18 protein-coding genes and 1 pseudogene are annotated in these 24790 nt (G+C 61.6%); 7 read left to right on the top strand and 12 right to left on the bottom strand.

Annotated features, from left to right (window positions below):
* Nucleotides 1-2: 2 nt before the first annotated feature.
* From AU187_RS06025 to AU187_RS06015, 3 genes are all read right to left on the bottom strand, one after another.
* Complete coding sequence (locus AU187_RS06025) at nt 3-218, bottom strand: MbtH family protein (RefSeq protein WP_059098218.1); 216 nt, start codon at nt 216-218, stop codon at nt 3-5.
* Nucleotides 219-848: 630 nt separating this feature from the next.
* Entirely contained in the window at nt 849-1958 is a 1110-nt protein-coding gene (locus tag AU187_RS06020; RefSeq protein WP_059166373.1) for a class I SAM-dependent methyltransferase, read from the bottom strand.
* A 224-nt stretch (nt 1959-2182) separates the two neighbouring features.
* Entirely contained in the window at nt 2183-3316 is a 1134-nt protein-coding gene (locus AU187_RS06015) for an acyltransferase family protein (protein ID WP_059166387.1), read from the bottom strand.
* A gap of 151 nt (nt 3317-3467) precedes the next feature.
* Between AU187_RS06015 and AU187_RS06010 the strand changes: the two genes are divergently transcribed.
* Nucleotides 3468-4529, top strand: a complete 1062-nt coding sequence (locus AU187_RS06010) for an NAD-dependent epimerase/dehydratase family protein (RefSeq protein WP_059166386.1) — start codon at nt 3468-3470, stop codon at nt 4527-4529.
* Nucleotides 4530-4881: 352 nt separating this feature from the next.
* Nucleotides 4882-7062: an acyltransferase family protein gene (locus AU187_RS06005; RefSeq protein WP_156442325.1), complete on the top strand. Its 2181-nt coding sequence runs from the start codon at nt 4882-4884 to the stop codon at nt 7060-7062.
* A 247-nt stretch (nt 7063-7309) separates the two neighbouring features.
* Here AU187_RS06005 and AU187_RS06000 read toward each other — a convergent pair whose 3' ends face one another.
* Nucleotides 7310-8059 carry an O-methyltransferase gene (locus tag AU187_RS06000; protein WP_156442324.1) on the bottom strand — a complete coding sequence of 250 codons (750 nt, stop codon included), beginning with the start codon at nt 8057-8059 and terminating at the stop codon, nt 7310-7312.
* A 640-nt stretch (nt 8060-8699) separates the two neighbouring features.
* On the opposite strand from AU187_RS06000, the pseudogene AU187_RS05995 reads away from it, so the two are divergent.
* Nucleotides 8700-9389, top strand: a pseudogene (locus tag AU187_RS05995) (FkbM family methyltransferase); the annotation flags it as partial.
* An 82-nt stretch (nt 9390-9471) separates the two neighbouring features.
* Complete coding sequence (locus AU187_RS05990) at nt 9472-11109, top strand: GMC oxidoreductase (RefSeq protein ID WP_059166370.1); 1638 nt, start codon at nt 9472-9474, stop codon at nt 11107-11109.
* Nucleotides 11110-11191: 82 nt separating this feature from the next.
* Here the strand turns inward: AU187_RS05990 and AU187_RS05985 are convergent, their stop codons facing one another.
* The 6 genes from AU187_RS05985 to AU187_RS05960 form a co-directional block, all read right to left on the bottom strand.
* Nucleotides 11192-12220 carry a Gfo/Idh/MocA family protein gene (locus AU187_RS05985; RefSeq protein WP_082691759.1) on the bottom strand — a complete coding sequence of 343 codons (1029 nt, stop codon included), beginning with the start codon at nt 12218-12220 and terminating at the stop codon, nt 11192-11194.
* Nucleotides 12221-12394: 174 nt separating this feature from the next.
* Entirely contained in the window at nt 12395-13141 is a 747-nt protein-coding gene (locus AU187_RS05980; protein WP_502687738.1) for a class I SAM-dependent methyltransferase, read from the bottom strand.
* A 338-nt stretch (nt 13142-13479) separates the two neighbouring features.
* Nucleotides 13480-14748 (bottom strand): glycosyltransferase, encoded by a 1269-nt coding sequence (locus tag AU187_RS05975; RefSeq protein WP_059166369.1) that lies wholly within the window; start codon nt 14746-14748, stop codon nt 13480-13482.
* Nucleotides 14749-14938: 190 nt separating this feature from the next.
* Entirely contained in the window at nt 14939-16213 is a 1275-nt protein-coding gene (locus AU187_RS05970) for a glycosyltransferase (RefSeq protein ID WP_059166368.1), read from the bottom strand.
* Between the two features lie 202 nt (nt 16214-16415).
* Nucleotides 16416-17246, bottom strand: a complete 831-nt coding sequence (locus tag AU187_RS05965) for a phthiotriol/phenolphthiotriol dimycocerosates methyltransferase (protein ID WP_082691758.1) — start codon at nt 17244-17246, stop codon at nt 16416-16418.
* Nucleotides 17247-17324: 78 nt separating this feature from the next.
* A complete protein-coding gene (locus AU187_RS05960) occupies nt 17325-18593 on the bottom strand; it encodes a glycosyltransferase (protein ID WP_059166367.1) in 1269 nt (422 codons plus the stop codon).
* Nucleotides 18594-18780: 187 nt separating this feature from the next.
* On the opposite strand from AU187_RS05960, the gene AU187_RS05955 reads away from it, so the two are divergent.
* Nucleotides 18781-19560, top strand: a complete 780-nt coding sequence (locus tag AU187_RS05955; protein WP_059166366.1) for a GAP family protein — start codon at nt 18781-18783, stop codon at nt 19558-19560.
* Nucleotides 19561-19612: 52 nt separating this feature from the next.
* Here AU187_RS05955 and AU187_RS05950 read toward each other — a convergent pair whose 3' ends face one another.
* A complete protein-coding gene (locus AU187_RS05950) occupies nt 19613-20881 on the bottom strand; it encodes a glycosyltransferase (RefSeq protein ID WP_059166382.1) in 1269 nt (422 codons plus the stop codon).
* A 380-nt stretch (nt 20882-21261) separates the two neighbouring features.
* Between AU187_RS05950 and AU187_RS05945 the strand changes: the two genes are divergently transcribed.
* Complete coding sequence (locus AU187_RS05945) at nt 21262-22572, top strand: condensation domain-containing protein (RefSeq protein ID WP_156442323.1); 1311 nt, start codon at nt 21262-21264, stop codon at nt 22570-22572.
* 58 nt (nt 22573-22630) lie between these two features.
* Entirely contained in the window at nt 22631-23545 is a 915-nt protein-coding gene (locus tag AU187_RS05940) for a GAP family protein (protein WP_216636048.1), read from the top strand.
* Nucleotides 23546-23749: 204 nt separating this feature from the next.
* Here the strand turns inward: AU187_RS05940 and AU187_RS05935 are convergent, their stop codons facing one another.
* The gene (locus AU187_RS05935; RefSeq protein ID WP_502687740.1) at nt 23750-24532 is read right to left on the bottom strand and encodes a phthiotriol/phenolphthiotriol dimycocerosates methyltransferase; all 783 of its coding nucleotides are present in this window, start codon (nt 24530-24532) and stop codon (nt 23750-23752) included.
* Nucleotides 24533-24790: the final 258 nt, after the last annotated feature.

Genomic DNA, 24790 nt, shown 5'->3' with positions numbered 1-24790 from the left:
CCTCAGCCCGCTGAGAGCCGCTCGCGAAGGCTCTTCGGTCGTATATCGGTCCAATTCTGTTCGATGTAGTCCAGACAAGCGCCGCGGTCCGCTTCGCCGTAAACCACCCGCCAGCCGGCTGGCACATCGGCAAAAGTCGGCCACAGACTGTGTTGCTCCTCGTCGTTCACCAGAACGAGGAAACTGCCCTTGTCGTCATCGAACGGATTGGTGCTCACAGTCCTCCAGACTGATAGTCGACATCAGTGAAGCCGTTCAAACCTTACTGCCGGCCCATCCGGGCCGGTACCAAGATCGGCAAAGTTTCTAGCGGGTCTTCCAACGTGGCTCCCCTAAGCAGTTCTGCAGTGGATCCGAGACTACGGAGTCGAACAATGGCGGCTCCCGATCCCCTGACCTGCGACGATGCACACGAAATTATCGCTTTTTGCTTTTGAACAGGCGCGGGCCCTCCGAGCTAGACGAACGTTTCCCCGACGCCCAGAGCGAACAATACCTTGACCGCGCTACTCATGCCAAACTGTGGCTCCACGCCGCAACTGGGTATTTGACGAGCGATGATGTCTTCATCGACCTCACAAATTCGAATGAAATCATTCATCGGCGACCGCTTGCGACGATCGCAACGTCCTCGTAACGAACCGTTCGCTGGTAGTTCAATTCAAATACAGGGACACGGACATCGGCGCGTCCGCCGTGGGACGGATTCGGCGACGCTCCGGTCGGGACCCCGCTTCCGTGAGCCGACGCCTGCGCAGATCCGCCACACATCGGGCGGACTGCCGTTTTCGATTCGGCTGAGTTATTTTTCCGCGCTTGGCGCAGGGTTGGCCCTCATCGCCAACCGGTCACACTCTTCGAGTCGGGTCGAGCTTGCCGAGACCCGTGATCTCGAGACTCACGGACTTACGTTGCCCTGCGGCGCCGAGCATGAACGCGATGTCGCCCACTGGGGCGCCCAGCCAGAATCGCCAGAACGGCCGTTCAAAGAATCGCCACACGTAACGGCCGTCACCGATGAGCCAATGCATTGCTATCCACAGGAGGTAATACATCGAGCGCTTCCACGGAGAAACAATCATCTCGAGATTCATTTCCATTATCTCGAGCCCCCACGCCCGATAACGCCATTCCAACTCGTACCGGCTCTGGAATTCGTGAAATGCGCGCATTTCTCCGCTGGTGACCAGGTATTCGTCAAAAACCAGGATGGATCCCTCGACGAAGTGATCTTTGCAGGTTTCTAAGGCGTGCAGGCAACTCTCGTAGGTATCCAAATCCATGTGAAAAAGCCGGATCGGCGCGCCTGGGTGCTCGGCCAAGAAAGGGGCCAATGTTTCATAGGTGCTGCCCTTGATGAACTGCACGTTGCGACCGAGGGTAGATGGCGTGCCGTCGTCTTGCAGCTTCACGCCGGTCAATCGCAGCGCACCCTGCGCCAATGGTTCTGAGAGCGAAAAAGTTCCACGTTTGACGACTTGATTCTCGAGTTGCCAGTCTTCGACCAACCCAGAAAAGGTGTCGAAGCCATAGACCTTGCGGCGGCAAGCTTCGGACGTCAGCCTTGTCGACCAGCCGATCCATACGCCGAGATCGAGAACCAGTTCGGCAGACTGTTCGGGACGTGTCGGCACCAACTGCGATGCTTCCCACAACAGCGTGTGGCCCCGAATTTTGCGCTGGCGAATATCCGACAGCGTGTTGCGGATGAAGCCCCGATAAGCGTCGTCGTAGACCTTGGTGTCACCGGTGTACAAGTTCGGGATGAATCGGTCGCGATCTCGATAGGCCAAGCGAGCGCATAAGAGCACCACCAGAAGGCAGCCGATCGCGATCAAGAAAATAGGAAAGAAGAAGTAGCAAGCAACGGCCACCAGAAGCCCGATGCCGACGAGGATCACCCTCCACGTGCGATGAAGGTTCGTGCGATCGACGGGCCGCTTATCGGCTGCCGTCACCGGTCCACCTCCAAGATGTCGGTCAGGCCGCGTCGGGTGCGTATCGCGCTTGCGCTCACTGGCCTTGAATCGCTGATTTGACGGCTCGCTCAATCCAGGTCTCCCCCTAGCTCCTCGGTCAACCTAGGAGCCAGACGCTTCCGGAGGCGACGACGATGGCTCATCGGCTTTGCCAAGATACCAACCCGCCCACGCTCCTAGTTGGAATGGCGGTCGATCCCCGCTTACTTGGAACCCTCTCCAACAGGCTGATGCGTATCTGCCGGGGCGGCGCTCGTTCGTTTGAACCGAGATTTCAGAGACAACGCAGGTTTCTCGACCAGAAACCAACTCAGCACGGCAAGCGGCAACGTGGCGATGGCCGCAATGATCGCAAACACGAAGGGATTCAAACTGGCCAGCCCGCCGATGACCAATAGCTGCTGGACAGGAAATGCGTAGATGTATACGCCGTATGAGAGATCCGTGCGCAACCGCAACCGCTTGTTGTGAAGGAGGGCACCGGAGACGATGATCGCGTAAGCCAACGGAATAGCGCCGATCACACGGTAATTCGGCATCAGACTCGCCGCGAGCACAAGGGCCGCGCACAACGCGACGAGCGACCATCGAGCAGGAATCACATCCCGAAGTTGGTACAGCAGGGCGCCGGCCAAGAACATGGCGGCGAAGCGTGCAGCGATGGCGCCCACCACCAGCATGGCAGTCTTGGGATCGATCTGTTGCTGCGAGTCTTGAGGTTCTTCGAGCAAGGACATTGCCCAAGCCGGTGCCAGCGCTGACGCCAACAGCGCAACAGCCATCGCCGCTGGAATGACCCAGCGGCGAGTGAGAAGCCCGAGTACGCCGAGGGCTGCGATCCCGATGTAGCAGAAGAGCTCCCACTGGAGGGTCCAAAGGGAGCCGTTCCACCCGTTCGGCCACGGGACTCCCGACGGCGTGGCGCCAACCTTGGGCTGGAGTATTGCCACTGCACTGTTTTTCAGTACGAATTCGAACGGCGCGGAGGAGACCAGCAGCCGTAAACTCGCGCCGCCCTGCATCGCCACACCGATCGGGGCGACGATGAACGCCGTGAAGACCAGGCAGACCCACAAGCCCGGCAGGAGGCGAAGACTTCGAGCGGCGAAGTAGCTGCGCAGACGCGGGTTGTTGAACCAACTCGACGTGATGAGGAATCCCGAGATTGCGAAGAACCCGTCGACCCATGCGTCCCTCAGCAACTGGTGAAGCGGCTCGTACGAGATTGTCCGGCCGGTGAGCGGGTAGGTGTGCCACAGGATCACCCCCAACGCCAGCGTCAGCCGCCAGGCATTGAGCGCGTTGTTCCGCGGATCGAACACTTGCCCGAGTTTCATGCGCCCCCGTCCGGAGCCGGCTTGACCGGCGGTCAACGCTTTCGTCGACGCCAGCAACTCTAGGGTCCGGGCCGGATAGGATCGAAATCGGCGGCACTCGGATAGCGTGCCGGTCAGTTACTTGTCGCAGACGAACCGGAGGCTTCGGCGCTTGTCAACGTCCGTACTTCTCACCGGCGGCGCAGGGTTCATTGGGTCTGCACTTGCGCGTCGTCTCGTCACAGCCGGTTACGACGTCGCGGTGATGGACGTGCTGCACCCGCAGGTGCACAGCGGCGGCGCCCAGATCGACCTACCGCCGTCGGTGAGGCTGTTCACCGGCGATGTCACCCACGGCCCGGACTGTGATGCCGTGCTTCGGTTGTTCCGTCCGTCCCAGATCGTGCACTTGGCGGCCGAGACGGGAACCGCCCAATCACTGGCAGAGGCAACACGACACGGGTCGGTCAACGTCGTGGGCACCACCCAGCTGCTCGACGCCTTGAGCCGTTCGGCACTCGTACCCGATCAATTCGTTCTGGCTTCGTCGAGGGCCGTCTACGGGGAAGGCGCTTGGCAAAGCGGCGAAGAGATGTTCTATCCGCCGCCGCGCAGCCATGCTCAACTGCTGGCCGGCAAGTGGGATCCGGAGGGGCCAGCCGGTGCATCGGCGATGCCGGTGCCAAGTTGCGCAGGCCGAACTCAGGCCCGACCTACCAACATTTATGCGGCGACGAAGCTCGCGCAGGAACACATCCTGGCGGCGTGGACGGCCGCGCACGACACCGAACTCAGTGTGCTGCGTCTGCAGAATGTCTATGGGCCGGGCCAGTCTCTGACGAATTCGTACACCGGAATCGTCGCTCTCTTCGCGCGGTTGGCCCGCGAGAAAAGTCCGATCGAAATCTATGAGGACGGTCGCATTGTGCGCGATTTCGTCTTCATCGATGATGTGGTCGACGCTTTGTTTGCAGCGGTGCAAAGACCGGGAACGCGTTGCGTGGACATCGGGTCCGGCATCCCGACCACCATCCACGAGCTTGGACGCCAGATCGCCGCGATGTGCGACGCCCCTGAGCCGACCGTCGTAGGGAAATTTCGCGACGGTGACGTCCGGGCCGCAAGTTGCACCACCGAGTCGGCGGAGAACCAGCTCGACTGGCGACCGAAATGGGTGCTTGCGGACGGCCTCCCTGCGCTGCTCGAGTGGATCGACAGGCAATCCGACGCATGATCGCTCCTGGCTCACATCGCCGCTTGTGGTAGTGAGAACGAACCCGCCGGTACCAGTACGAGATCCACAAAGCGCGGCGGTGGAGTGAGATCGTCAGCGAGCCTCAACATTTGACGAGGGGAAGCTTGCCGCTCACTTCCCGTGGGAAGCAGCCGCTAATCATTGGCGGTCCAGCATTTGTTTGGTGAGACAGTAGGCAATGAGTCACGAAGGACAAGAGGGCCAGTTGCCAAGAAGGCCATGACCCGCCACAAGCGGCGCAGTCGAAACCAGATCCGCTCGCGAACGCACCGCTTCGATATGTAACAATCCGTCTGTCCGAGAACGTGTCCCCCTTACCAAGTTGGAGACCTTGCGCCAGGCCGACAGCGCGACCCCGATCGAGGAGACGCAGGGTCGGCGCCCGCCACAAAAGGAATTTCGCCGGGATATCGAGGGTCTGCGTGCCGTCGCGGTCTTGGCCGTCGTCCTATTTCACGCTGAGGTGCCTGGTGTCAGCGGTGGGTACGTCGGCGTGGACGTCTTCTTTGTCATCTCCGGCTTCCTCATCACCGGGCTGCTCTGGCGCGACGTAAGCACCGTCGGCACTGTCCGGCTGCGCCGGTTCTATGGGGCGCGTGCTCGCAGACTGCTGCCGGCCGCCGCCACCGTAGGCGTCGTTACGGCGGTCGGCTCGGCCCTCCTGTTACCCCCCTTGCAGGCGCGGACGGTCATCGGCGACGGCATCGCCAGCGCGTTGTACGTGAGTAACTACCGGTTCGCCTTTCAGGGCAACGACTACTTCTTCAGTGAGACACCGCCGTCGCCATTCCTGCACTACTGGTCCTTGGGCGTCGAGGAGCAGTTCTATCTGGTGTGGCCGTTCTTGATTATCGGTACGGCTTGGCTGATCCGGCGTGTGCGTCGGTCCAGGCGGGCCGATGCCCCGTCCTCGCAACGTCCGTATCTGGTAGTCCTCGCGTTGGTCGGAGCGTTGTCATTTGCGCTGTCACTGGCAATCACGTACTGGGTCCCTCTCGTGGCGTTCTTTTCGCTGCCCACCCGGGCCTGGGAGTTGGCCGCAGGCGGGCTGGTGGCCCTCACGGCCGGCCAGTGGCGCCGACTACCGGCACTACCGGCCGCGATCGTTGGATGGGGAGGGCTAACGCTGATCTTGCTGGCCTGCACCCTGTTTGACACGAACACGCTCTTCCCGGGTACAGCCGCGCTGCTGCCGGTGGTGGGCACGGCGCTGGTAATCGGCGCTGGCTGTGCCTCAGCATCTCAGGGGTCTGGACGCGTCTTGTCTTTGTCGCCGATGCGGGCGATCGGCCGGGTGTCGTACTCGTGGTACCTATGGCACTGGCCTGTGTTGCTGCTCGCACCGCCATTGCTGGGCCACCCGCTGGGGCTGCCCGGGAGGTTGACGGCGGCCCTCGTCTCCCTCGTGTTGGCCGTGCTCACACTGCATCTCATCGAGAATCCATTGCGATTCGCCGCTCCCATACGCCGCTCTCCCATGCGCAGTCTCGCCCTTGGCGGCGTCGCCACCGCAGTAGCGGTCTGTGCGGGAGTGGTGTTACTGGTGTTGGTGCCCCTACCAGTCGGCCGGGGCACGCCCGCTGCGACGCTGGCAGTCACTGCAGCACCTCTTCCCATGGGCCGCAGCGTGAATGCGTACGACGCGGCGGTGCAGGACGCGTTCGCGCAAGTGCAGGCCGCGGTCGCGGCGTCTGCCGACACGAAAGCCGTACCGTCGAACCTCGACCCAACGCTTGCCGAGGCAGAAACCCAAAAACCGGCCATGTTCCTCAACAGCTGTATGCGCCAGTTTTACCAAGTCGAACAACCACCGTGTGCGACTGGAGACACCGCTTCGGCGACGACGGTGGCCCTGGTCGGCGACTCGAATGCCGCAATGTGGAGTCTGGCGTTTCAGCGGGTCGCCACCCAGCGGCACTGGCGGCTGGAGACTTTGGCTAAGGCGGGCTGCCCGCCGATTGACTTGCCCGTCACCAACCCCTTACTCCACCGGGAGTACACCGAGTGCCAACAATGGCGCGGCGAGATGATGAACCGAATACACGCTGGGCACCCGCGGCTGGTCGTGGTGAGCATGTGGCGGCAATACGGCGACGCCTACGGTTACCCGTCGGGTATCACGTCATACGACCCGGCCTGGATTGAGAGCTTGACCCGCCTGGTACGGCAGCTGCGCGGCACCGGCGCGGAGGTGCTGGTGCTTGGACCGATCCCGGATCCAAACTCAGTGGTGCCATGCCTATCCGAACACCTCGATGACGCGACGGCCTGCTCTCCGCCGAGGTCGACGGCGGTGAACGGACCCGGCATCGCGAGTGAGTCCGCCGCCACCAAAGCCGCCGGAGGCGAGTACGCCGAGCTCACCCCGCTGTTCTGCACGGCTGACCGGTGCCCGGTCATCGTAGGCAACACGCTCGTATACCTCGACCGGAATCACGTGACGTTCGAGTACTCCGAGCTGTTGGCGCCGGTAATGGGAGCGCTGGCCGACCGCGCGTTAGCCCGCGGTTGACACCGGAGATCGCCGGCGGCGTCCTGCACTAATAGGCGGCCTGCGGCCGAACCACGCCGTCGGCGAGATCGAAGCGCCTGGCTAGCGCCCGCTTCGCATGGTGTCGGCGCCTCGACGACCCACTCGCGCAACGGATTTGCACAGTCCGAGACCAGACCATCCGTCAAAATTCCTAGCGACCAAAGGTGGCCCCAAGCTTCACTTCATGACTTGCGACGTGGAGCACTCACCTGCCCACCCGTGGATGTCAGCCCGGCCGTAGCGTTTCCAGCTTACTGAGGTGGGATTGCGTTTCGGGATCGTTGCACAAGATGATGCAACCGGTTTTATAGCCAGTTTCTTGGCTCGCCGGCAGAGACGGATAGAACCGGAACATATCGGTGCGCCCCAGGGCGTCGAGATACTCACCATTCAGGTCCGCACCCTGTCCATCGTCGGTGTGGGCATAAGGCTCGCCGGGTACCGCGAAGTCGTCGATCATAATGATCGACCGCTTCCACGTTCCGAATATCACGTCGATCTCTTCCAATAGCGGCAGATCTGAATACCAATGTGAGTCGAGATAGAAGAAGATTTTCTCTTTCGGGAACGACGGATCGGCAGCCAACTGGCGCAGGAAGACCCGGCTATCGGCTAGCACTACATGGACCCGATCACTAACTGGACGGAATCGTAGGTCGGAGTAGGCGTGATAGCGCGGCTTCACTTCCGCCGTATACACCGGAACGCCAAATTCGGCGAAGAACTCCGTGGTAGTCCCCAGAAAGGTGCCGGTCTCCACGATCGCCGCAGGCGGCAACTCCGCGAAAATCTGCCGGCAAAGCTTTACGCGGCCGGCCTGCCCATTCATTGGACCGCCCCAGCTGGTACGCGCTGGCCTCAGCCGGTACTCAAGTCTGCCGATTGCAGCGGGACCGGATCCGTGAAGGAAAAGAACAATGGTCTTGATCGAGTTAAAAAGGAAGCCCTTGATCGAGTTCAATAGCTTGGCGGTCATAAGCCCCACCTTGTTGCAACGCGGCAAGCTGCTCCAAAGCCAGACAAAGTCCCCCAGACAAACTGCCCTGCGGGTGCCGTACCCAGTGCAGTCGCAACGAAGCGACGGATGGAGGAGTACGAGAAGTAAGCGGTCACGGGGTCGTAGCGTACCGGTCGCGCAGCGTCCAGCGTGCGATGCCTTGAGATTGGCAAGCGGGTTGAAGCTGCGCCGGTTCCCCGCGGTGACACCGGTTCAAGCTTCCCGCCAGCACCACCGGTCGAAGCGGTGCACATGCAATGCACGAACCCAGCACTTGGCCGCGGCCGATCTCGGCCGTCCGTCTGGCACGGTCGACGGGTTCCGATCAGAGTCTGACAGTCCTTTGCGAAACTCCGGGACGGCCCTACTGCTTTGCCTTGCCGGACATACGGACATCCTCCCCGCCGGATCAATCCGTACGACCAACCAGGTGTCCGCCGTCAGGGTCGAGCTCAAGGTATTCGGATGTTAGCGTTACGCGGTGCATTCGTCTGACCGCGCTCGGTTGATGGCGCGTAGGGCCGTAGACAAGCTGAAGAGATACGGAGTCGCGCTCGACCCTCGTTGGGTCATCGCCCGCGTCATTGGCTTCGAGGACTCCAAGATCGACGTCGCGGCCATGCTCTATACAGCGCTCAGTCTTTATTCTGAGCGGAGCTCGAGACGCCACTTCGTGAAGCAACTCGAATCGCGTCACGTAAACGTCGTATTTGACGTCGGCGCCAACGCAGGACAATACGCCGTAGGCCTCCGCAAGGCGGGCTATAAGGGGCGCATCATCTCGTTCGAACCTTTATCGAAACCATTTAAGCTTTTGGAAAGGAGAGCGGCAAAGGATCCGCTCTGGGATTGTCGACAATGTGCAATCGGCGATTTTGACGGCACAACATCAATAAACGTTGCAGGCAACGCCGGCCTAAGCAGTTCAGTCCTTCCCATGCTGAAAAGCCATCAAGACGCCTTTCCGCCAGCAAATTACATCGGCACCCAGGAAGTGCCAATATATCGGCTTGACTCCTTGACGCCAGAATTGCTGTCGCCAAGCGATGTAACTTTTCTCAAGATCGACGTTCAAGGCTTTGAAAGACAAGCGCTCGCCGGTAGCAAATCGACGGTGGGTGAGCGCTGCGTCGGCATGCAACTCGAGTTATCTTTCGTTCCGCTTTACGAAGGCAGCATGCTCATTCGTGAATCACTCGATCTCGCATATTCTTTTGGCTTCACGCTGACGGAATTATTGCCCTGCTTCATCGATGTGCGCAACGGCCGAATGCTGCAGGCCGACGGCATTTTCTTCGGCGAGGATGATTGGCCGGATATGCATATGGATCCGTCATCAAGTCAAACCGCTGACGGCGCACCAAGTTTACGTTCTGCTGAGGAAATAGATTTTGGCTGACCGCGAGCTGGATCCGCGCGAGGCGGAACGCGTCGTATGGGACGTGATTGTCGTGGGTGCCGGCATGGGGGGCGGGATGCTCGGTTACTCGCTGGCCCGGTCAGGCCGCAGGGTGCTGTTCGTCGAAAAGGGGCGCTCCACACTCCCCGGGGCTCCGGGGAGCATCCGCTCAACGTTCCCGGAAATCGCCGACCCGCTGGCAGGCGGTTCCGCAGAGCGCTACCTCGACACCCTGGCCCGGGCAGGACGCTCAACCGACGAGATCGAGGACATCAGCGGACGCTTCACGCGGCGGTTCGTGCCGGTCATCGGCAGTGGGACCGGCGGGTCGTCGGCGATCTATGCCATGGTCGCCGAGCGCTTCTTCGCCCGCGATTTCACACCCCGGCAGAACTTCCGCAACCTCGGCGATTCCACCGTGCCGGATGCCTGGCCGGTCACCTACGACGAGATGCGGCCCTGGTACGCAGCAGCCGAGAAGCTCCTGGGGGTCCGTGGCGAGCCGGACCCTTTGCGGCCGGAGGCGGCCGAGGTTGGTCTGCCTGCAGCGCCGCCATTTTCGGCAGACAACCAGCCGCTGGTCGACCACCTAAAAGGCCGCGGCTTGCACCCCTACCACCTGCCGATGGCCTGCGAGTACACCGAGGATTGCCCCACCTGCGTGGGCTATCTCTGCGACCGGCCATGCAAGAACGACGCCGCTCGCAATTGCCTGCTGCCCGCCACTACTGAGTACGGGGCCAATCTGCTGACTGAATGTCGGGTCGTGCGCTTGGACGCCGACGGCCCCCAGGTCCGGCAAGTGATCTGCGAGCATCGCTCCGGCATGCTGGCGCTGAAGGCCAAGGTGGTGGTCCTGGCCGCCGGTGCACTGGTGACACCGATGCTGTTGCTCGACTCGCGTTCGGGCGATTGGCCACGCGGACTGGCCAACGGCTCAGACTGGGTGGGACGCAACATGATGCGTCATCTCGTCGACCTGTTCGAAGTTTTTCAACCCGACCGCAAAATCACGGCCCAGAACAAGGAGATAGGACTCAACGACTTTTATTTCTGGGAGGGCGAGAAGTACGGCAACTTGCAGTCGCTCAGCTCGGTTCCGCCCATGGAGTATTTCACCAACCACCCGGGTTGGCCGCTCAAGTTGGCGCGCCTGTTGAGCCCCGCGGCACGCCCGCTTTACGAGCGTTTCATCAACGGCGGACTGGTGCTGGCAGGGATGCTGGAAGATCTTCCCTACTTGGACAACCGAGTCCTGCCCTCCGAGCGTTCAATTTCGGATGGCCGTCAACGACTGCGAATTCAATATCGCTTGCACCCCAGCGAGATCGAGCGCCGGGCAGTGTTTTTGCGACAGTTGAAGGAGGTGCTACAGCCGTTTCGCAAGATCGCTGTGTCGGCCGCTAAACCCAATTACAACCTGGGCCACGTCTGCGGCACGTGCCGCTTCGGTACGGATCCGAAAACCAGCGTGCTAGACCCACAGAATCGGGCGCACGAGGTGGAAAACCTGTACGTGGTAGACGCCTCGTTCTTCCCTTCCAGCGCCGGTTTGAGTCCGAGCCTTACGATCGCCGCCAACGCCTTGCGTGTGGCCGAGCATGTGAACCAGGTGCACTTCGCCGCCTGACCGTTCTTAGGAAGGCACGTGGTCACTCAACCGGAAGAATCGGTACGTTGACCGAAGTCTCCGTACGCGAACGGATTAGCGTTCAAGCTGGCTTGCGGAGCGGGAGGCCGGCAGCGCGATAGATCTCGTCGATGACCGTCATGTTCTCAATCGCGTCTTCCGGCGTCGTCTTCACCGGTTCGCCGCGCAGCACCGCCGCTGCGAAAGCGTCAAGCTGATAGTCGTACGAGGAGCGCCACGGGAAGCGCTCAACACGCTTGCCCTCGGCGGAGCGGACCGAGAGCCGACTGAAGGGCGCCACCGGATTGAGAACACGCAGACGTACCTCGCCGAGATCGCCAACCACCTTGGCACTCAACGCGATCAAATCCGACGACCACATCGAGCAGCGGATGCGACCGGTGTGCCCATCTGCAAACTGCAACTCGGCCGTCATGGCGCGATCCACCTGTGGATCGCGCAGTTTCGCCTGTGCCGAAACGACTTCCGGAGTCGCACCGCCGAACGTGCGAACCATGTGGACCGCATAGCACCCGACGTCCATTGTCGCGCCACCGGCAAGCGAGTAGTCGTAGCGGATGTCGCTGAACTTGGGCAGCGGATAACTGAACGCAGACTCCACCCGCTCCAGCTTTCCCAACTCGCCCGAAGCAATGATCTCCTCAATTCTCAAAGCCAACGGATGGTAGCGGTAATGGAATGCCTCCATCACAACCCGATCTGACTTCCCGGCCAGTTCGGCGATCTCGCGAGCCTCGGCCGCATTGGCAGTGAACGGCTTTTCGCACAGCACATGCTTGCCCGCGGTGAGCGCGTTACGAGTCCACTTGCCGTGCAAGCTATTCGGCAGCGGGTTGTAGACGGCATCCAGGTCTGGATCATCGAGCAGCGCATCGTAGCTGTCGTGGACCCGGGGAATCCCGTGTTTCGTTGCGACGGCTTGAGCGCGGGATACATCGCGTGCCGCCACCGCGGCCACCACTACGTCGGCATTCTTCTTGGCTGGGTTGATAAGCGCCAACGGTGCGATGCGGGCAGCGCCCAGAATGCCGATCCGCACCGGTCCCGCGCTTCCAGACACGCGCCCGATGCTACAGTTGCCCTCGGTCATTTGCGCGTGATTTTGTCTCCATTGAGGCTGCGGTCGACTGGTGCGCAAACTGGACGTTCGAGCACCGGCTGCATTCATTGCTTCAGCGGAACAGCGAACAATCGTATTGCGCTGCCGACCAAGCATTCAAGGCAACACAGACCGTTGGGAGGCAGGATCCGCGCTGGCCTCTAGCTACGACGCGAGAAACTCCTTGAGGTAAGCGGAGGGCCTCAGGTTGAGGAGGCGCTCACGGTCAGCTGCGAGATCCGCATAACCAAGTGCCTCGATGTCCTTTTCCGAGTAGGACAGTCGCGATTCCGGCAATCCCTTTCGTACCATTCCGACGCCGCGGTCGCAATCAAGTACCACGACTTGCAGATCCTCGCGGGTGCTGCGCAGATGGACTATGGCCTTCCAGACATCGCCACTCCATGGCAGATAGAAGACGCGGCCGACGAGTTTTCGCCAGCGGTTCTGCGAGATGAAGTCGGCGTACGACGTGGCGGGAGAACCGATCGAGGGGCGTGCAGGATTGCAGTCGTGCAAAACAATGACACCGTCGTCCCGTAGGAACCGTAATGTGTTCTCGACGTCTTGCAGCGCCTGGCGATAGGTATGCAATCCGTCAATCAGTGCAACGTCGACGCCGTGCCCATCGAGTAGGGCCGTGTCGTTCGCGAAAAAGGCGTCGCTGGTCTTCTCGAAATAGTGCGTGTTGCGCGCCTTCGCATCCGCTAGCCTGCGGGACCGCGCCGAAATCTTGAATACAGGATCAACAGCGATTTTTTCTTCGGCGGAGATACACCGGAAAGCCATACCCTGATTAACGCCTATCTCCAGGTAGACACTGTTCTTCCGCCCGTCGAGCGCCAGCTGCACGGCATCGATCCGGTTCACGCGATTCCCCTTAAGAGGGTTGACTTGTGAAGTGGTACCCATGTTGGCAGAACGCTCCTTGTTTCGCATCTCCTTGCTCCGCGATCCCGCTTCCGCGGACTCTGGGAGTCGAAGAACTTTCACCAGATACCGGATCCAGCAGGACAACTCAGATGTCTGGACCCGCGTCTGCGGAGGTATCTTCGAAAGATCTCGCCATACACTTGAAAGGAAGACTCTCGCGTAGCCGCGTAAAGCTCTTCGCCCACACGGATTTTCACAGTTTGTACCGTACTGTAGGCCGCACCTGCGCAACGCGCGAACGGCTCATGATCTCTCCAACGAAATACGCCAAACGCCATAACTCGACAGGGCGCCCTGATTTGGTCCACCTTCCCGGTTCAACGGTCTCCCTCGAGGCGGGCGAATTTCTCCACGAGATCCGCGGTGGCCGCGACGCTTTCGGCTGGTTTGGTCATCCGCGTCGCAATATCGCGGGCCCGGTCGACGTATTCCGAAGCGAGGATAGTGCGGAGGTCGTCGACCAGTATTTGTTGAGTGACCGTCGAAAAGTGCCGAGCTGTGCCCACCTTCAGTCGCTTTACCGCAGCTCCCCAGACGGTCTGATCGATGTCCGTCGAGAGGATCAGAGAGGGTACCCCGGCGCGCATGCCCGCTGCCGTGGTGCCCGGGGCGCCGTGGTGCACGACGGCCCGGCAGGCTGGGAATACGGCCGCGTAGTTAACCGCATCCACCACTTTGATCCGCTCGAATTCTTTGGCGTGGCTGAAGTCGCTCGAGGCTGCGCAAACCAGCGCCCTCTCGCCCAACTGCGCACACGTCGCATTGATCATGTCGAGCGTCTCGGCCGGAGAAGCGACGGGGATGCTTCCGAACCCGAAGAAAATCGGAGGTGTCCCCGAGGAGATCCAAGTTAGGACGTCCTCGTCGACATCCGTGGGCAATTCCAGCGTCAGCGTGCCGACGAAGGGCCGTTGGTCGCCCCATTTCGCCCATTCGGCTTTCAGCCCGGGGAAGCATACTTCGTCGTAAGCCTGGATTTCCAGGGATCCACGTTCAGTGATCCGCCGACCACCAGAGCATTTAGCCTCCGGCAGACCGAGCAAGCGGCGCTGCGTGTCCTCGAGTTCCTTCGTGCCTCGCCAAGACAGCCACCAGAAAGCCCTTACGGCGCCGCGACTGAACGGCGCCGGCAGGAAACGTAGCAGTTGGCGGTTGGGTCGCAGAGGGAACCAATGCTGCGTGGCCAACGGAATTCTGTAATGTTCGGCGACGTTTGCAGCAAGATCCTCGATGTTCAAACCGGTGAAAACCAGGTCAGCCCCTTCTGCCAGCGACAACAGCGTCGTGCTCATGTCCTGCCAGCACTCGGCAATGGGGTCCCAGACTTCGCCTCGCAACCTGTTCAGCTCTCCGAGCTTCCAGAAGTTGCGGAAAAGGCAAGTCCAGTAGGCGCGGTGTGCGTGAGCTATCGATTGCACGTTCGGTCCGTATCCGACCGCCGTGAGCCCAGCCGCAGCAACGAAGTCGACCATGTCGGGCGAGACGGCCATGCGGACCTCGTGTCCCCTGCTCTGAAGCTCGCGACCAACCGCGGCGAAGGGCTCAATATCGCCACGACTTCCCCAGCTCGCAAGGACAAACTTCATGGCGCTCCCCCTGAATTACGCCCCGGTGCGCTCTACCGAACGAGCGCCCACGCCGCTGCGGCCAAGTGATTCCGAGTACTCAAGTGCGGAACACGCCCATCGACCGTTTTGCAAGTACGCAGTGAATTAGCGTTGTGACGACAGTGCCAGGTTGCTTTAGAAGGCCCCCAGATCACCGAGACGGTCCCCCTTACCGATCGGCCAACCCGCCCGAGCTGGCGTAATTTTCTACAAGATACGCGGTGACCGCAATGCTTTCAGCGGGTTTGGTTATCTGGGGTGCGACCTCACGGGCCCTGGCGAGATATTCGGGCGCGAGGATCATCCGTAGGTCGTCGGTGAGCGTTTTCAGGTTGGTGGACGAAAAGCGCCGGGCGGTACCCACCTTCAGCTGTTTGATTGCACCTCCTCTGAGCGACTGATCAGGCCACGTCCAGAGGATCAGGGTAGGAATGCCGGCGCGCAGACTCACGGCAGTGGTTCCCGCGCCGCCGTGGTGCACAACCGCGCGGCAGAGCGGAAAAATGGCTTCGAAGTCCACCCCTTTTACGACCTTGACGTGCGCGAAGTGTGGAATGTCGCCGAAGTCGCTCCAGGCCGAGCAAACCAGTGCCCGCTCGCCCAATTGCGTGCAGGCCTGCCCGATCATGGCCAGCGTGTCGGCCGGCGATGCGACCGGGATGCTGCCGAAACCGAAGAGAATCGGCGGTGTTCCCGCAGCGATCCACGACGCGACCTCGTCATCCGCGTCCGTCGGCGACTCCAGGGTCAGTGCTCCGACGAAGGGCCGTTGACCGTCGAATTCTGACCATTCGGCTGCCAGACCGGGAAAGCAGATTTCATCGTAGGCCTGGATTTCCAACGATCCGCGTTCGGCGATTCGTCGCCACGAGGGCGCGGTGGTCTTCGGCAGGCCGAGTTCCCCGCGCTGGGCATCATCGAGCTTCTTTGTCATACGCCAATGCAGCCACCAGAACAGCGTCATCGCGGAGCGGCCCACCGCAGACGGTAGGAAGGGAAGAATTTGGCTGTGGGGCCTCATCGGGAACGTATGCAGCGTGGCGAATGGAATGTCGTAGTATTCCGCGATATTCGCCGCGCCTTCCTGAAAGCTTATGCCGCTGAGTAGGAGGTCGGCGCCTTCGGTCATCGTCACCAGCGTGGTACTCATCTCCTCGCCTGACTGAATGCCACGTTCCCAAACCTCGCGCCACAATCTAGAAACCTCACGAACCTTCCAGAAATTGCGGAACAAGGATGTCCAGAAGTCGCGATGTGCGTCGATTTCGGCTTGCGTGTTCAGCCCGTACCCGACGGCCGCAAGCCCAGCCGCCTCGACACCCGCGACCATGTCGGGCGCGACCGCCATCACGACCTCGTGCCCCCTGCGCTGCAGCTCACGGCCAAGGACGATGCCGGGCTCGATGTCGCCTCGGGTTCCATAGCACGCCAGCACAAACTTCATCGCAGTTCTCGGTCCTCACTTTTCGTGCGCACGTAGGCGACGTCATCACTATCGGTCATTACTTGTAGTCGTGTGATAGTCCGATACGTTCCTGGGGCAACATTTGTGGTGTACCACTTGGCAAACGCTCTTACCTGAGAGAAACGGTCTAAAGCCCAGACGGTATCTGAGCGATGGTGTTGGACCGAGACGCAGCGAGTTATCAGTTGTCGTTGGTCGCCTTGGTCAGACAGTACATCCAGTATTGGTCTCGTCCGCTCTGGATGTTTCGGTAGATTGCCGATCCGTACGCCGGGACCCCGTCGCGGGCGAAGCGCCGCAAGAAACGTGGCGCCACCTTCTCCATCGACGCATACATGCGCTCCGAATTCAGAGTCATTCCCCGCAGCACCTCGGCGTCGATGTGGCGCCACGATGTCACTGTCAGTCCAGGAACACTTTCCAACGCTGCCTTCTCTTGTGTCGCCCGGTCGGCACGGTGCACATCGGTATACAGGAACACCCCGCCGGGGCGCAGGACGCGCGCAACCTCGCCGAGGAAACGTTCGAAGTGTGGATAGCAGTGCGCAGACTCGACATTGATCACCACGTCGAAGGAGTCGGTGGGGAACGGCAGGTCTTCGGCGTCGCCGTTCACGAACTCCAATCCGGGGACCGGGTGGCGGCGGCGGCAGAACTCGATCCCGGCCGGGTTGACATCGAGCCCGACATAGGAGGCTGGGGCCAGTGCGCGTGTGAGATACGACGCGCCTCCGCCGTGCCCACAGCCGACCTCCAGCACTCGCTTGCCGGCAAGTCCGCCAGCCTGCGCAGCGGTCGCGTGATACAGCTGAATGGGGTAGCGCTCGCGTTCGTCTTCAGGGTCCAGGCGCAGGCCCATCGGCGGGTCTTCCTCGTAGCCGTAGTTGAGAAAGACAGTGTCGTCGTCGACGCGGCGGGTCAGGTAAGGGTAGAACCGGCGTTGTGCGGCGCGGACGACCGCCGTAACTCTTCGCTCGAGCACACCCCGCGCGCCTGCGGTCTTGGAGGTCATTCAGGCATGCTACTTGGCCGTGATGCCAAGGGGAGCAAATGGCGTATCGCGGTTGGCAGCGACAGCATTGTATGGATATCAGCCGATATACCGGCGGCGGGCAAACTCTTCCACGAGGTCGGCGGCGGCGGACACGCTTTCGGTGGGTTTGGTCATCCGGGCGGCAACCTCGCGGGCTCGTGTGAGGTATTGCGGATCAAGAATTGTGCGCAGGTCGGCGACCAACGTTTTCTGGGTTGTGGTCGAAAAGCGCCGAGCGGTACCTACTTTCAGTCGTTTGACGCGAACGCCCCAGAGCGACTGGTCGAGGTCGGTCGAGAGGATCAGGGTCGGCACTCCTGCGCGCAGTCCTGCCGCCGTGGTGCCCGCACCGCCGTGGTGTACGACCGCGCGACAAGTCGGGAAGACGGCTGCGTAGTTCACCGTGCCGACGACCTTGACATGCTCCACTGGGGGGAGGTCGCTGTAGTCCGTTCCGCCGGCGCAGACCAGCGCCCGCTCACCCAACTGCGCGCAGGCGTCGCTGATCATGGCGAGCGTGGCGGCCGCGGATTCGACCGGAATGCTGCCAAAGCCGAAGAGGATGGGGGGTTTTCCCGCAGCAATCCACGAGGCGGCTTCCTCATCGGCATCCGTCGGCAACTCCATCGTCAGCGCCCCGACAAAGGGGCGCTGCTCGTTGCACTTCGCCCACTCGGCGGCCAGCCCGGGAAAGCACACCTCGTCATAAGCCTGAATCTCCAGCGCTCCGCGCTGAGTGATCCGTTGCGGCGAGGGGCCCGTTGCCTTGGGGAGTCCCAACTCACGGCGCTGCGCATCTTCGACCTTCTTCGTACCGCGCCAAGACACCCACCAGAATGCCGACATCGCCGCGCGACCCAGTCTCGCTGGCAGGAATGACAGGAGCTGGCCGTTGACCCGCAGCGGAAAGTAATGAAGCGTGGCCAACGGAATGCCGTGATACTCGGCGACATTGGAGGCCGCATCCTCGAAATTGAGGCCGGTGAATATCAGGTCGACGTCGGCCGCCATCGACCTCAGCGTCGTCGCCATTTCCTCCCAAGAGTGGAATATCGCCTTTCCGACTCCGCGGCGGGCCTTGATCATCTCCCGGAACCTCCACGGGTTGCGGAATAAGCCCGTCCAGAAATTACGATGCGCGTCCAGGACGGCCTGCATATCCGTTCCGCAGGCGACTGCCTCGAGGCCAACTGACTTCGTGAGGCCAACAAGGTCAGGCGGGACGACCATTTGCACGTCGTGCCCACGACGCAGCAGCTCACGTCCCACAGCAACACAGGGCTCAACGTCACCACGACTGCCGTAGCAAGCCAGTACGAACTTCACCGCGGTGATCCTAGCCTTTCACGTTCTATGCGCGTTCTGCCGAATGACCGCGGTCTCCTGCGTCTCCAGTTCAGTCGTTTGGAAGCACAACCCGACGTTCCTGCGGTAAGTCCTGAACCAGGTGGGACAGCCAAATACCGGACCGTCCGCAAAGGGCCTACCGAACCATCCAGGTAGTGTTCCGACCATGTGGGGCCCGGTACTGGTGCTGACGATTGGGGCGGCGCTCAATCCGGTGCGGCTTGGGCTCATCCTCCTCGTGATCTCCCGGCCGCGGCCCTTCCAGAACCTGCTCGCGTACTGGGTCGGCTGCCTGTCAGGGTGCGTTTGGGCGGTCTTGTTCGCGCTAACGGTGCTGAACGCCACGCCAGTGCTCAAGTCCTTCGCGGACGATATGGCCGCGAGCTCCATCGTGCCGCACATACAACTCGGCCTAGGTGTGCTCGCTCTTGTCTTTGCCGCGGTAATGGCAGCACGCTCGCTGATGCGCCGACGTCGACAGGTGCCCGTGCCTACACCGAGCGGCAACACGTCAACGCCCGTGCCGCCCGCGCTTTCGCGGCTACTGAGCCGTGCGCAGGATCCGCCGACAGAGGACGCATCGGCAATCCGGCGGCTGCTGCACCGCGCTCACAACGCGTGGGAAAACGGATCATTGTGGATCGCGTTTGTGATCGGTTTCTTTTTGGGAGGACCGGAACCCGACGTGCTGATATTCCTACTCGCCATCATCGTGGCATCAGGAGCTGCCATCGGGACGAAGATCAGCGCCGCCATCGTGTTCATCGTCGGGCTACTAGCGGTTGCCGAGATCACCCTTGTCTGCTACTTGTTGGCGCCAGAAAAAACCCAAGCGATAGTGCAACGGCTGCACGACTGGTCGCAGGCCCACCGTCGAAAAATTCTGATAGCCGTGTTCACAGCGGGGGGGATCACGCTGGTCGCGAGCAGTATCGGCAGCATCTGAGCTGGTAACTCAGAGCCGAACGCCGATCGTTTCGGCGGCGGTCTTTCCCAGATCAGCCGACACGGCCCAAGCGGGCGTGGCTTTCCAGGAGGTCAGTGGCGGCTGCGGCGCTTTCGGCGGGCTTGGTCATCCGGGTCGCGATCTCGCGCGCCCTGGCGACATATTGCGGCGCCAGGATTCGGCGAAGGTCTGCGACCAGTGATTTTTGGGTAGTGGCCGAGAATCGTCGGGCAGTGCCCACCTCCAGCCGTTTGACGGCAGCTGCCCTTGCCGACTGATCGGGCAACGTCCACAGGATCAACGTGGGGACTCCGGCGCATAGGCCAATGGCCGTGGTGGCCGCGCCACCGTGGTGGACCACCGCGCGGCAGGCCGGAAAGATGTCCGCAAAATTCACTGCGTCCACCACCTTGAGGTCATTGGAATCGGCAACGGGGCTGAAGTCGCTCCAGGCTGAGCAAACCAACGCCCGCTCCCCAAGCTCCGCGCAGGCCGCACTGATCATCCCGAGCGTCTCGGCAGCGGATTCGACCGGGATGCTCCCAAAGCCAAAGTAGATCGGCGGCTTTCCCGCGGCGATCCACGACGCGACCTCCTCATCGGCGTCCGTCGGCATTTCCATAGTGAGCGCACCAACGAAAGGACGCTGCCCATCCCATTTCGCCCATTCGGCCGCCAGGCCGGGAAAGCAGACCTCGTCGTAACCCTGAATTTCCAGCGATCCACGTTCGGTGATCCGTTTCGATGACGCGCCTGTCGCCTTGGAAAGGCCCAAGCGGTGGCGCTGCGTGTCCTCGAATCTCTTGTTCAGGCGCCATGAAAGCCATCCCTCCGCCGTCATCGCGGAGCGGACCAGCGGCGACGGCAAGAACGGCACCAGCTGTCCGTTGGCCCGGAGTGGGAAGGTGTGCAGGGTTGCCAGCGGGATGTCGTAGTACTCCGCGACATTGGCTGCGGGCCCCTCGCCGATCACGCCGGTGAACAGCAGGTCGGCCCCGTCCGCCAGGGACATCAGGGTTGAGTTGGTCTCCTCCCAAATCTGACCGAGCATGCCCCAATCTTCACGCCCTAACCTGATCAGATCGCGGACCCGCCAGAACTTGCGCAGCAAACGCGTCAAGAAGTCGCGGTGCAAGTCCTGCCACTGCCGCGGGTCCGGGCCGTACGGGACCGCCGCAAGCCCAGCGGACTCGGCGAAGTCAACCAGATCAGGCGAGACGGCCATCCGCACTTCGTGACCCCTACGCATCAACTCCCGACCGACAACAACGCATGGCTCGACATCACCGCGAGTTCCGTAGCTTGCCAACACAAATTTCATCGCGAGGATCGTACCCTTCACCTCTCCGTCGGCGTTCTGCCGGATGAAGCGCGGGAGGCTTGCGTCCGTCATCCCAGCTACCACCGGCACATGACTCCGCGTCCTGGTAAACCGCTAAGAGCTAGCAAATTGTTGACTGTCCGCGACATCGCCGACCGTCGCGGATGCGTTCCCAGGGGACCAGCTACCCTCGTGTGGTGAATCGGACCAACCCCGCCCAGGTCAGCGGCGTCTTCCACGATGAGGTGCGTGCCCCCTGGGACGTCGCAAACGCTTCTTGCGTCGCCGGAGGCTGATCGGTGCGCCGGATACCTCGCACTCGCGTCTCTGACGGCCTCGCACCCAATGGCGACGCACACCCGGACATTCGGCTCGCGCCCATGGACCAGAGCTTGTATGCCCAGCACAAGGCCATCGGCCGGAACTTAGTCCTCCAGGTCGTGTGGGTTTATGAACACACCATCGACTTCGACGGCGTGAGGCGTTTTCACCACAATCTCGGTTGCGGTTTGTTGGGACGGCGCATCGAGCGTTCGCCACTGCCATTCGGCCGGCATCGGTGGGCCTCAGATGGAGCGCCGTCGGACATCGATATTGACCAGCGCCCACGTCCACGCGCTGAACTCAGCGACTGGGCTGATGAACGCGCACAACTGCCAATCGATCCGGAATCGGGGCCGGGCTGGCATCTCGGTGCCGTTGAACTCACGGACGGCTCAACCGCCGTCAGCCTGGTGATGTCCCACTATCTGATCGACGGCATCGGGGGTGTCGTCGCGCTCATTGATGCGATCCTCGGCAACACGCGCGATCTTGGTTACCCACCGCCGGCTTCACGCACTCGACGGCGCGCTGTTCTGCAGGACGCCCGACAGACAGCGCGCGACGCACGCGAGGTCGGCCGTGCGCTTGTTGTGGCGGCAAAAATGGCCCGCCAGGGCTGGCCTAATTCTGCGCAATCAGCGTCGCGACCGGCCGCTTCCCGTGGAGTCGAGGGCGACGACCACGTCCTCGTGCCCGGTATCACGATCACAATCGACCCGAGTGAGTGGGATGCCCGGGCAAAGGCTCTGGGCGGAACGAGTAACACGCTGACCGTCGGGCTGGCTGCGAAACTCGGGGAGCGCATGGGGCGCCGACGTGCCGGCGACGGTGCGGTCACCTTGCAACTCCCGATAAGCGACCGCACCGAGAGTGATACGCGTGCGAACGCGATGTTGTTTGCGCGCGTCAGCATCGATCCGACACGAGTCACGACGGATCTGCGTGACGCCCGCGACGCCGTCAAGCAGGCGCTCACGGCTCTGCGGGAAAAGCCAGACGAGTCAATGCAGGTCCTCTGGCTGGCCCCATTCGTACCGAAGCGCACGTTGAAACGGATGGCGGATTCGATGGTCGATCCCGACCTTCCGGTGTTCTGTTCAAATTTCGGCGACCTCGGCTCGGTAGTGAATCGCCTCGACGGCACTCCCGCCGAATACGCCACCGCGCGAGTGACCAACCAAGGCGAAACACGAGAGTGGCTTGAGAAAATGGGCGGCGAAATGACAGTGCAGTCTCTGCGCCTCCCCGAGAGCGTTGTCATCAGCGTCAACGCCTACCAACCGGGTGCCGAGAACACAAAGCCCGCTCTGCGTGAGCTGGCTTCGCGCACGCTGATGGAGTTCGACCTGACTGGCGAGATCGACTGACCGAACGTTCCGTGCGGCGGCAAAGCGCCCCGCCACCACCGCCGTCGGCTCGGGCGTCGTGGCTTCGACGGGGTTTGAGTCGCTGCCTGCCGAGACCCAGAAGCGGGAATCAGTCAGCCAGCCAGGCATCGTCAAGGTAATGTCCGCACCCATGTGGGGGCCTTTGCTGGTGCTTGCTTTGCTGACGACGGTCAATCCCGTGCGGCTGGGCATCGTACTTTTCGTACTCTTGCGTCCGCGTCCAATTTCGAGCCTTTTCGCATATTGGTTCGGCTGCGTGATCATCGGTCTCGCGACCGTGCTGATCCCGTTGCTGGTACTCCAGGCGGTGCCGACGTCCGCCGCCTTTATGAAGCGATTCGCTGATCCGGTCGCCAACCCGACCGCCCAGCGGATCGCCATCGGCGTCGGCGTGGTGCTGATCTTGGTTGCCGCGCTAGTCGTTCTGCGCTCGGCAGCCCGTCAGCGAGCGGGCGTGCCGAACGGTCGGCACGCCATACCCCCCCGGGCCGGCAGCGCCAAAACGGCGATTCGAGAGCGGGACTCGAACATCCCGCCGGCGCTCTTGCAGCTTGTGGGGTCGGCTCCGGAGACGGCATCCGAAGGTGGGTCTGCGGTTGCGCGACTGCTCGGCCGCGTTCGTAAAGCGTGGCAGAACGGTTCTCCCTGGCCCGCGTTTGTGATCGGCGTTATCTTCCTCCCGCCACTCGATGGACTTTTCTTGGTCGTCGCTTTGATCGCGACGTCGGGGGCATCGCTTGAGGTGCAGCTCATCGCTGCCATCGCCTACATTTTCGGGATGCTTGCAGTTGAGGAGATCATCCTGGTGAGCCATCTGGCTACCCCGGCGAAAACCGAAGCGGCACTGCGCCGGTTACACGACTGGACGGTTGCGCACAAACGCGCAATCCTGGTGGCGTTTCTCGCGGTGGTCGGGGTATCGATGGTGGCCAGAGGCATGGGCGGCCTCTGAATCTGCGGTTCGGTGCCGAATCGCCCTACGGCACAGCACTTCTCGCGGATCGCGATATGCTCGATGACCCTGTGTCAACCGCGCTGCTTACCGCCCGCCTGGGTTCGCACCGACTCCGGACGCCTGGCGATACTGGGCGAAGGTGTCATCAGACCGGCAGGGCGATTCAAGCGGCATACGGCTCTCGCATACCGGACGTCCGCTTCATTCCTTGACGAAACAGCACATTCGATATGGCACTCGGCCGTTGCGCATCGCATCGACTCCGCGCGCGTCGGCCCAACGGGAAGAGGTGCGAGAAAAGGGACGCAACACAGCGGGCATGAGGCTATATATGCGATCGAGTCTCTTTTGTGTATTCAGGTCCATCGCGCGAACAACCTCAGCATTGATAAGCCTGTTCGAGAGCATCTTCATAGGAGCGTTCTCAAGCGCGGCTTCCCAAGCGGCGACCGATCCGGGGGATCTGAAATCGGTGTAGAGAAGGTGCCCTCCGGGTCGCAGTACGCGCGCCACCTCGTCGAGGAAACGGGAGAACTGAGGATAGTGGACCGAGGACTCCACATTGACTACCGCGTCGAAGGATTCGTCGGCAAAAGGAAGGCTTTGGGCATCGCCTTCCATGAAATTCAAATTGTCCACCTTGTGCCGCTTTTGACAATAAGCGATACCCTCTGAATTCAAGTCCAACCCCGTGTAGGAAGCCGGATGCATAGTACGCGCCAAATAAGAGGCTCCCCCGCCGTGGCCGCAACCAACCTCCAGCACGTCTTTCCCGCTTATATCCGCCTGGGCAGCCGTGGCGTGGTACAGCTGGATGTAATACCGATCCGGCTCATCGGAAGCTTCCAACGGCAAAGCCATCGGAGGATCCTCCTCATAGCCCACATTGAGGAAGGCCGAGTCGTTAGGACGAAGCCTTCGGGTGAAGTAGCGGTACATAGAGCGGTGTAGGCGGCTCAGGCCCACCTCATCAACTGATTGAATAGCGTGGCGAACGCGATCTTTCACTTCCATTGGTGAAGCATGGCAGAACCGATCACTTGGTGCAGCGAATTGCAAGTCCTGCATCAAGATTGGTCGAAACGACACCGCAGGCCGCATGGACCGCCTGTCCGGAGCCCAGGATCGCAGGCAATGAACAGGCCTCTCGCCGCTTCCGTCGAAGCCGGTTACCCGCGCTGGACGAGCGACCGACGGCCAGTCGCCTGCCCACGTTTACCTAACGGTCCCGTAGGCCATCCA

The organism is Mycobacterium sp. IS-1556, from assembly GCF_001499985.1.
Lineage (GTDB): Bacteria > Actinomycetota > Actinomycetes > Mycobacteriales > Mycobacteriaceae > Mycobacterium.
The sequence above is the reverse complement of the archived record's forward strand: the minus strand, read 5'-3'. Positions and strand labels throughout refer to the sequence as shown.

Coding starts and splice junctions, on each gene's coding strand:
- AU187_RS06015 (WP_059166387.1), bottom strand. CDS start 3,316: ATGAAACTCGGGCAAGTGTTCGATCCGCGGAACAACGCGCTCAATGCC.
- AU187_RS06000 (WP_156442324.1), bottom strand. CDS start 8,059: ATGACCGCCAAGCTATTGAACTCGATCAAGGGCTTCCTTTTTAACTCG.
- AU187_RS05985 (WP_082691759.1), bottom strand. CDS start 12,220: ATGACCGAGGGCAACTGTAGCATCGGGCGCGTGTCTGGAAGCGCGGGA.
- AU187_RS05980 (WP_502687738.1), bottom strand. CDS start 13,141: ATGGGTACCACTTCACAAGTCAACCCTCTTAAGGGGAATCGCGTGAAC.
- AU187_RS05975 (WP_059166369.1), bottom strand. CDS start 14,748: ATGAAGTTTGTCCTTGCGAGCTGGGGAAGTCGTGGCGATATTGAGCCC.
- AU187_RS05970 (WP_059166368.1), bottom strand. CDS start 16,213: ATGAAGTTTGTGCTGGCGTGCTATGGAACCCGAGGCGACATCGAGCCC.
- AU187_RS05965 (WP_082691758.1), bottom strand. CDS start 17,246: ATGACCTCCAAGACCGCAGGCGCGCGGGGTGTGCTCGAGCGAAGAGTT.
- AU187_RS05955 (WP_059166366.1), top strand. CDS start 18,781: ATGTGGGGCCCGGTACTGGTGCTGACGATTGGGGCGGCGCTCAATCCG.
- AU187_RS05950 (WP_059166382.1), bottom strand. CDS start 20,881: ATGAAATTTGTGTTGGCAAGCTACGGAACTCGCGGTGATGTCGAGCCA.
- AU187_RS05945 (WP_156442323.1), top strand. CDS start 21,262: ATGGACCAGAGCTTGTATGCCCAGCACAAGGCCATCGGCCGGAACTTA.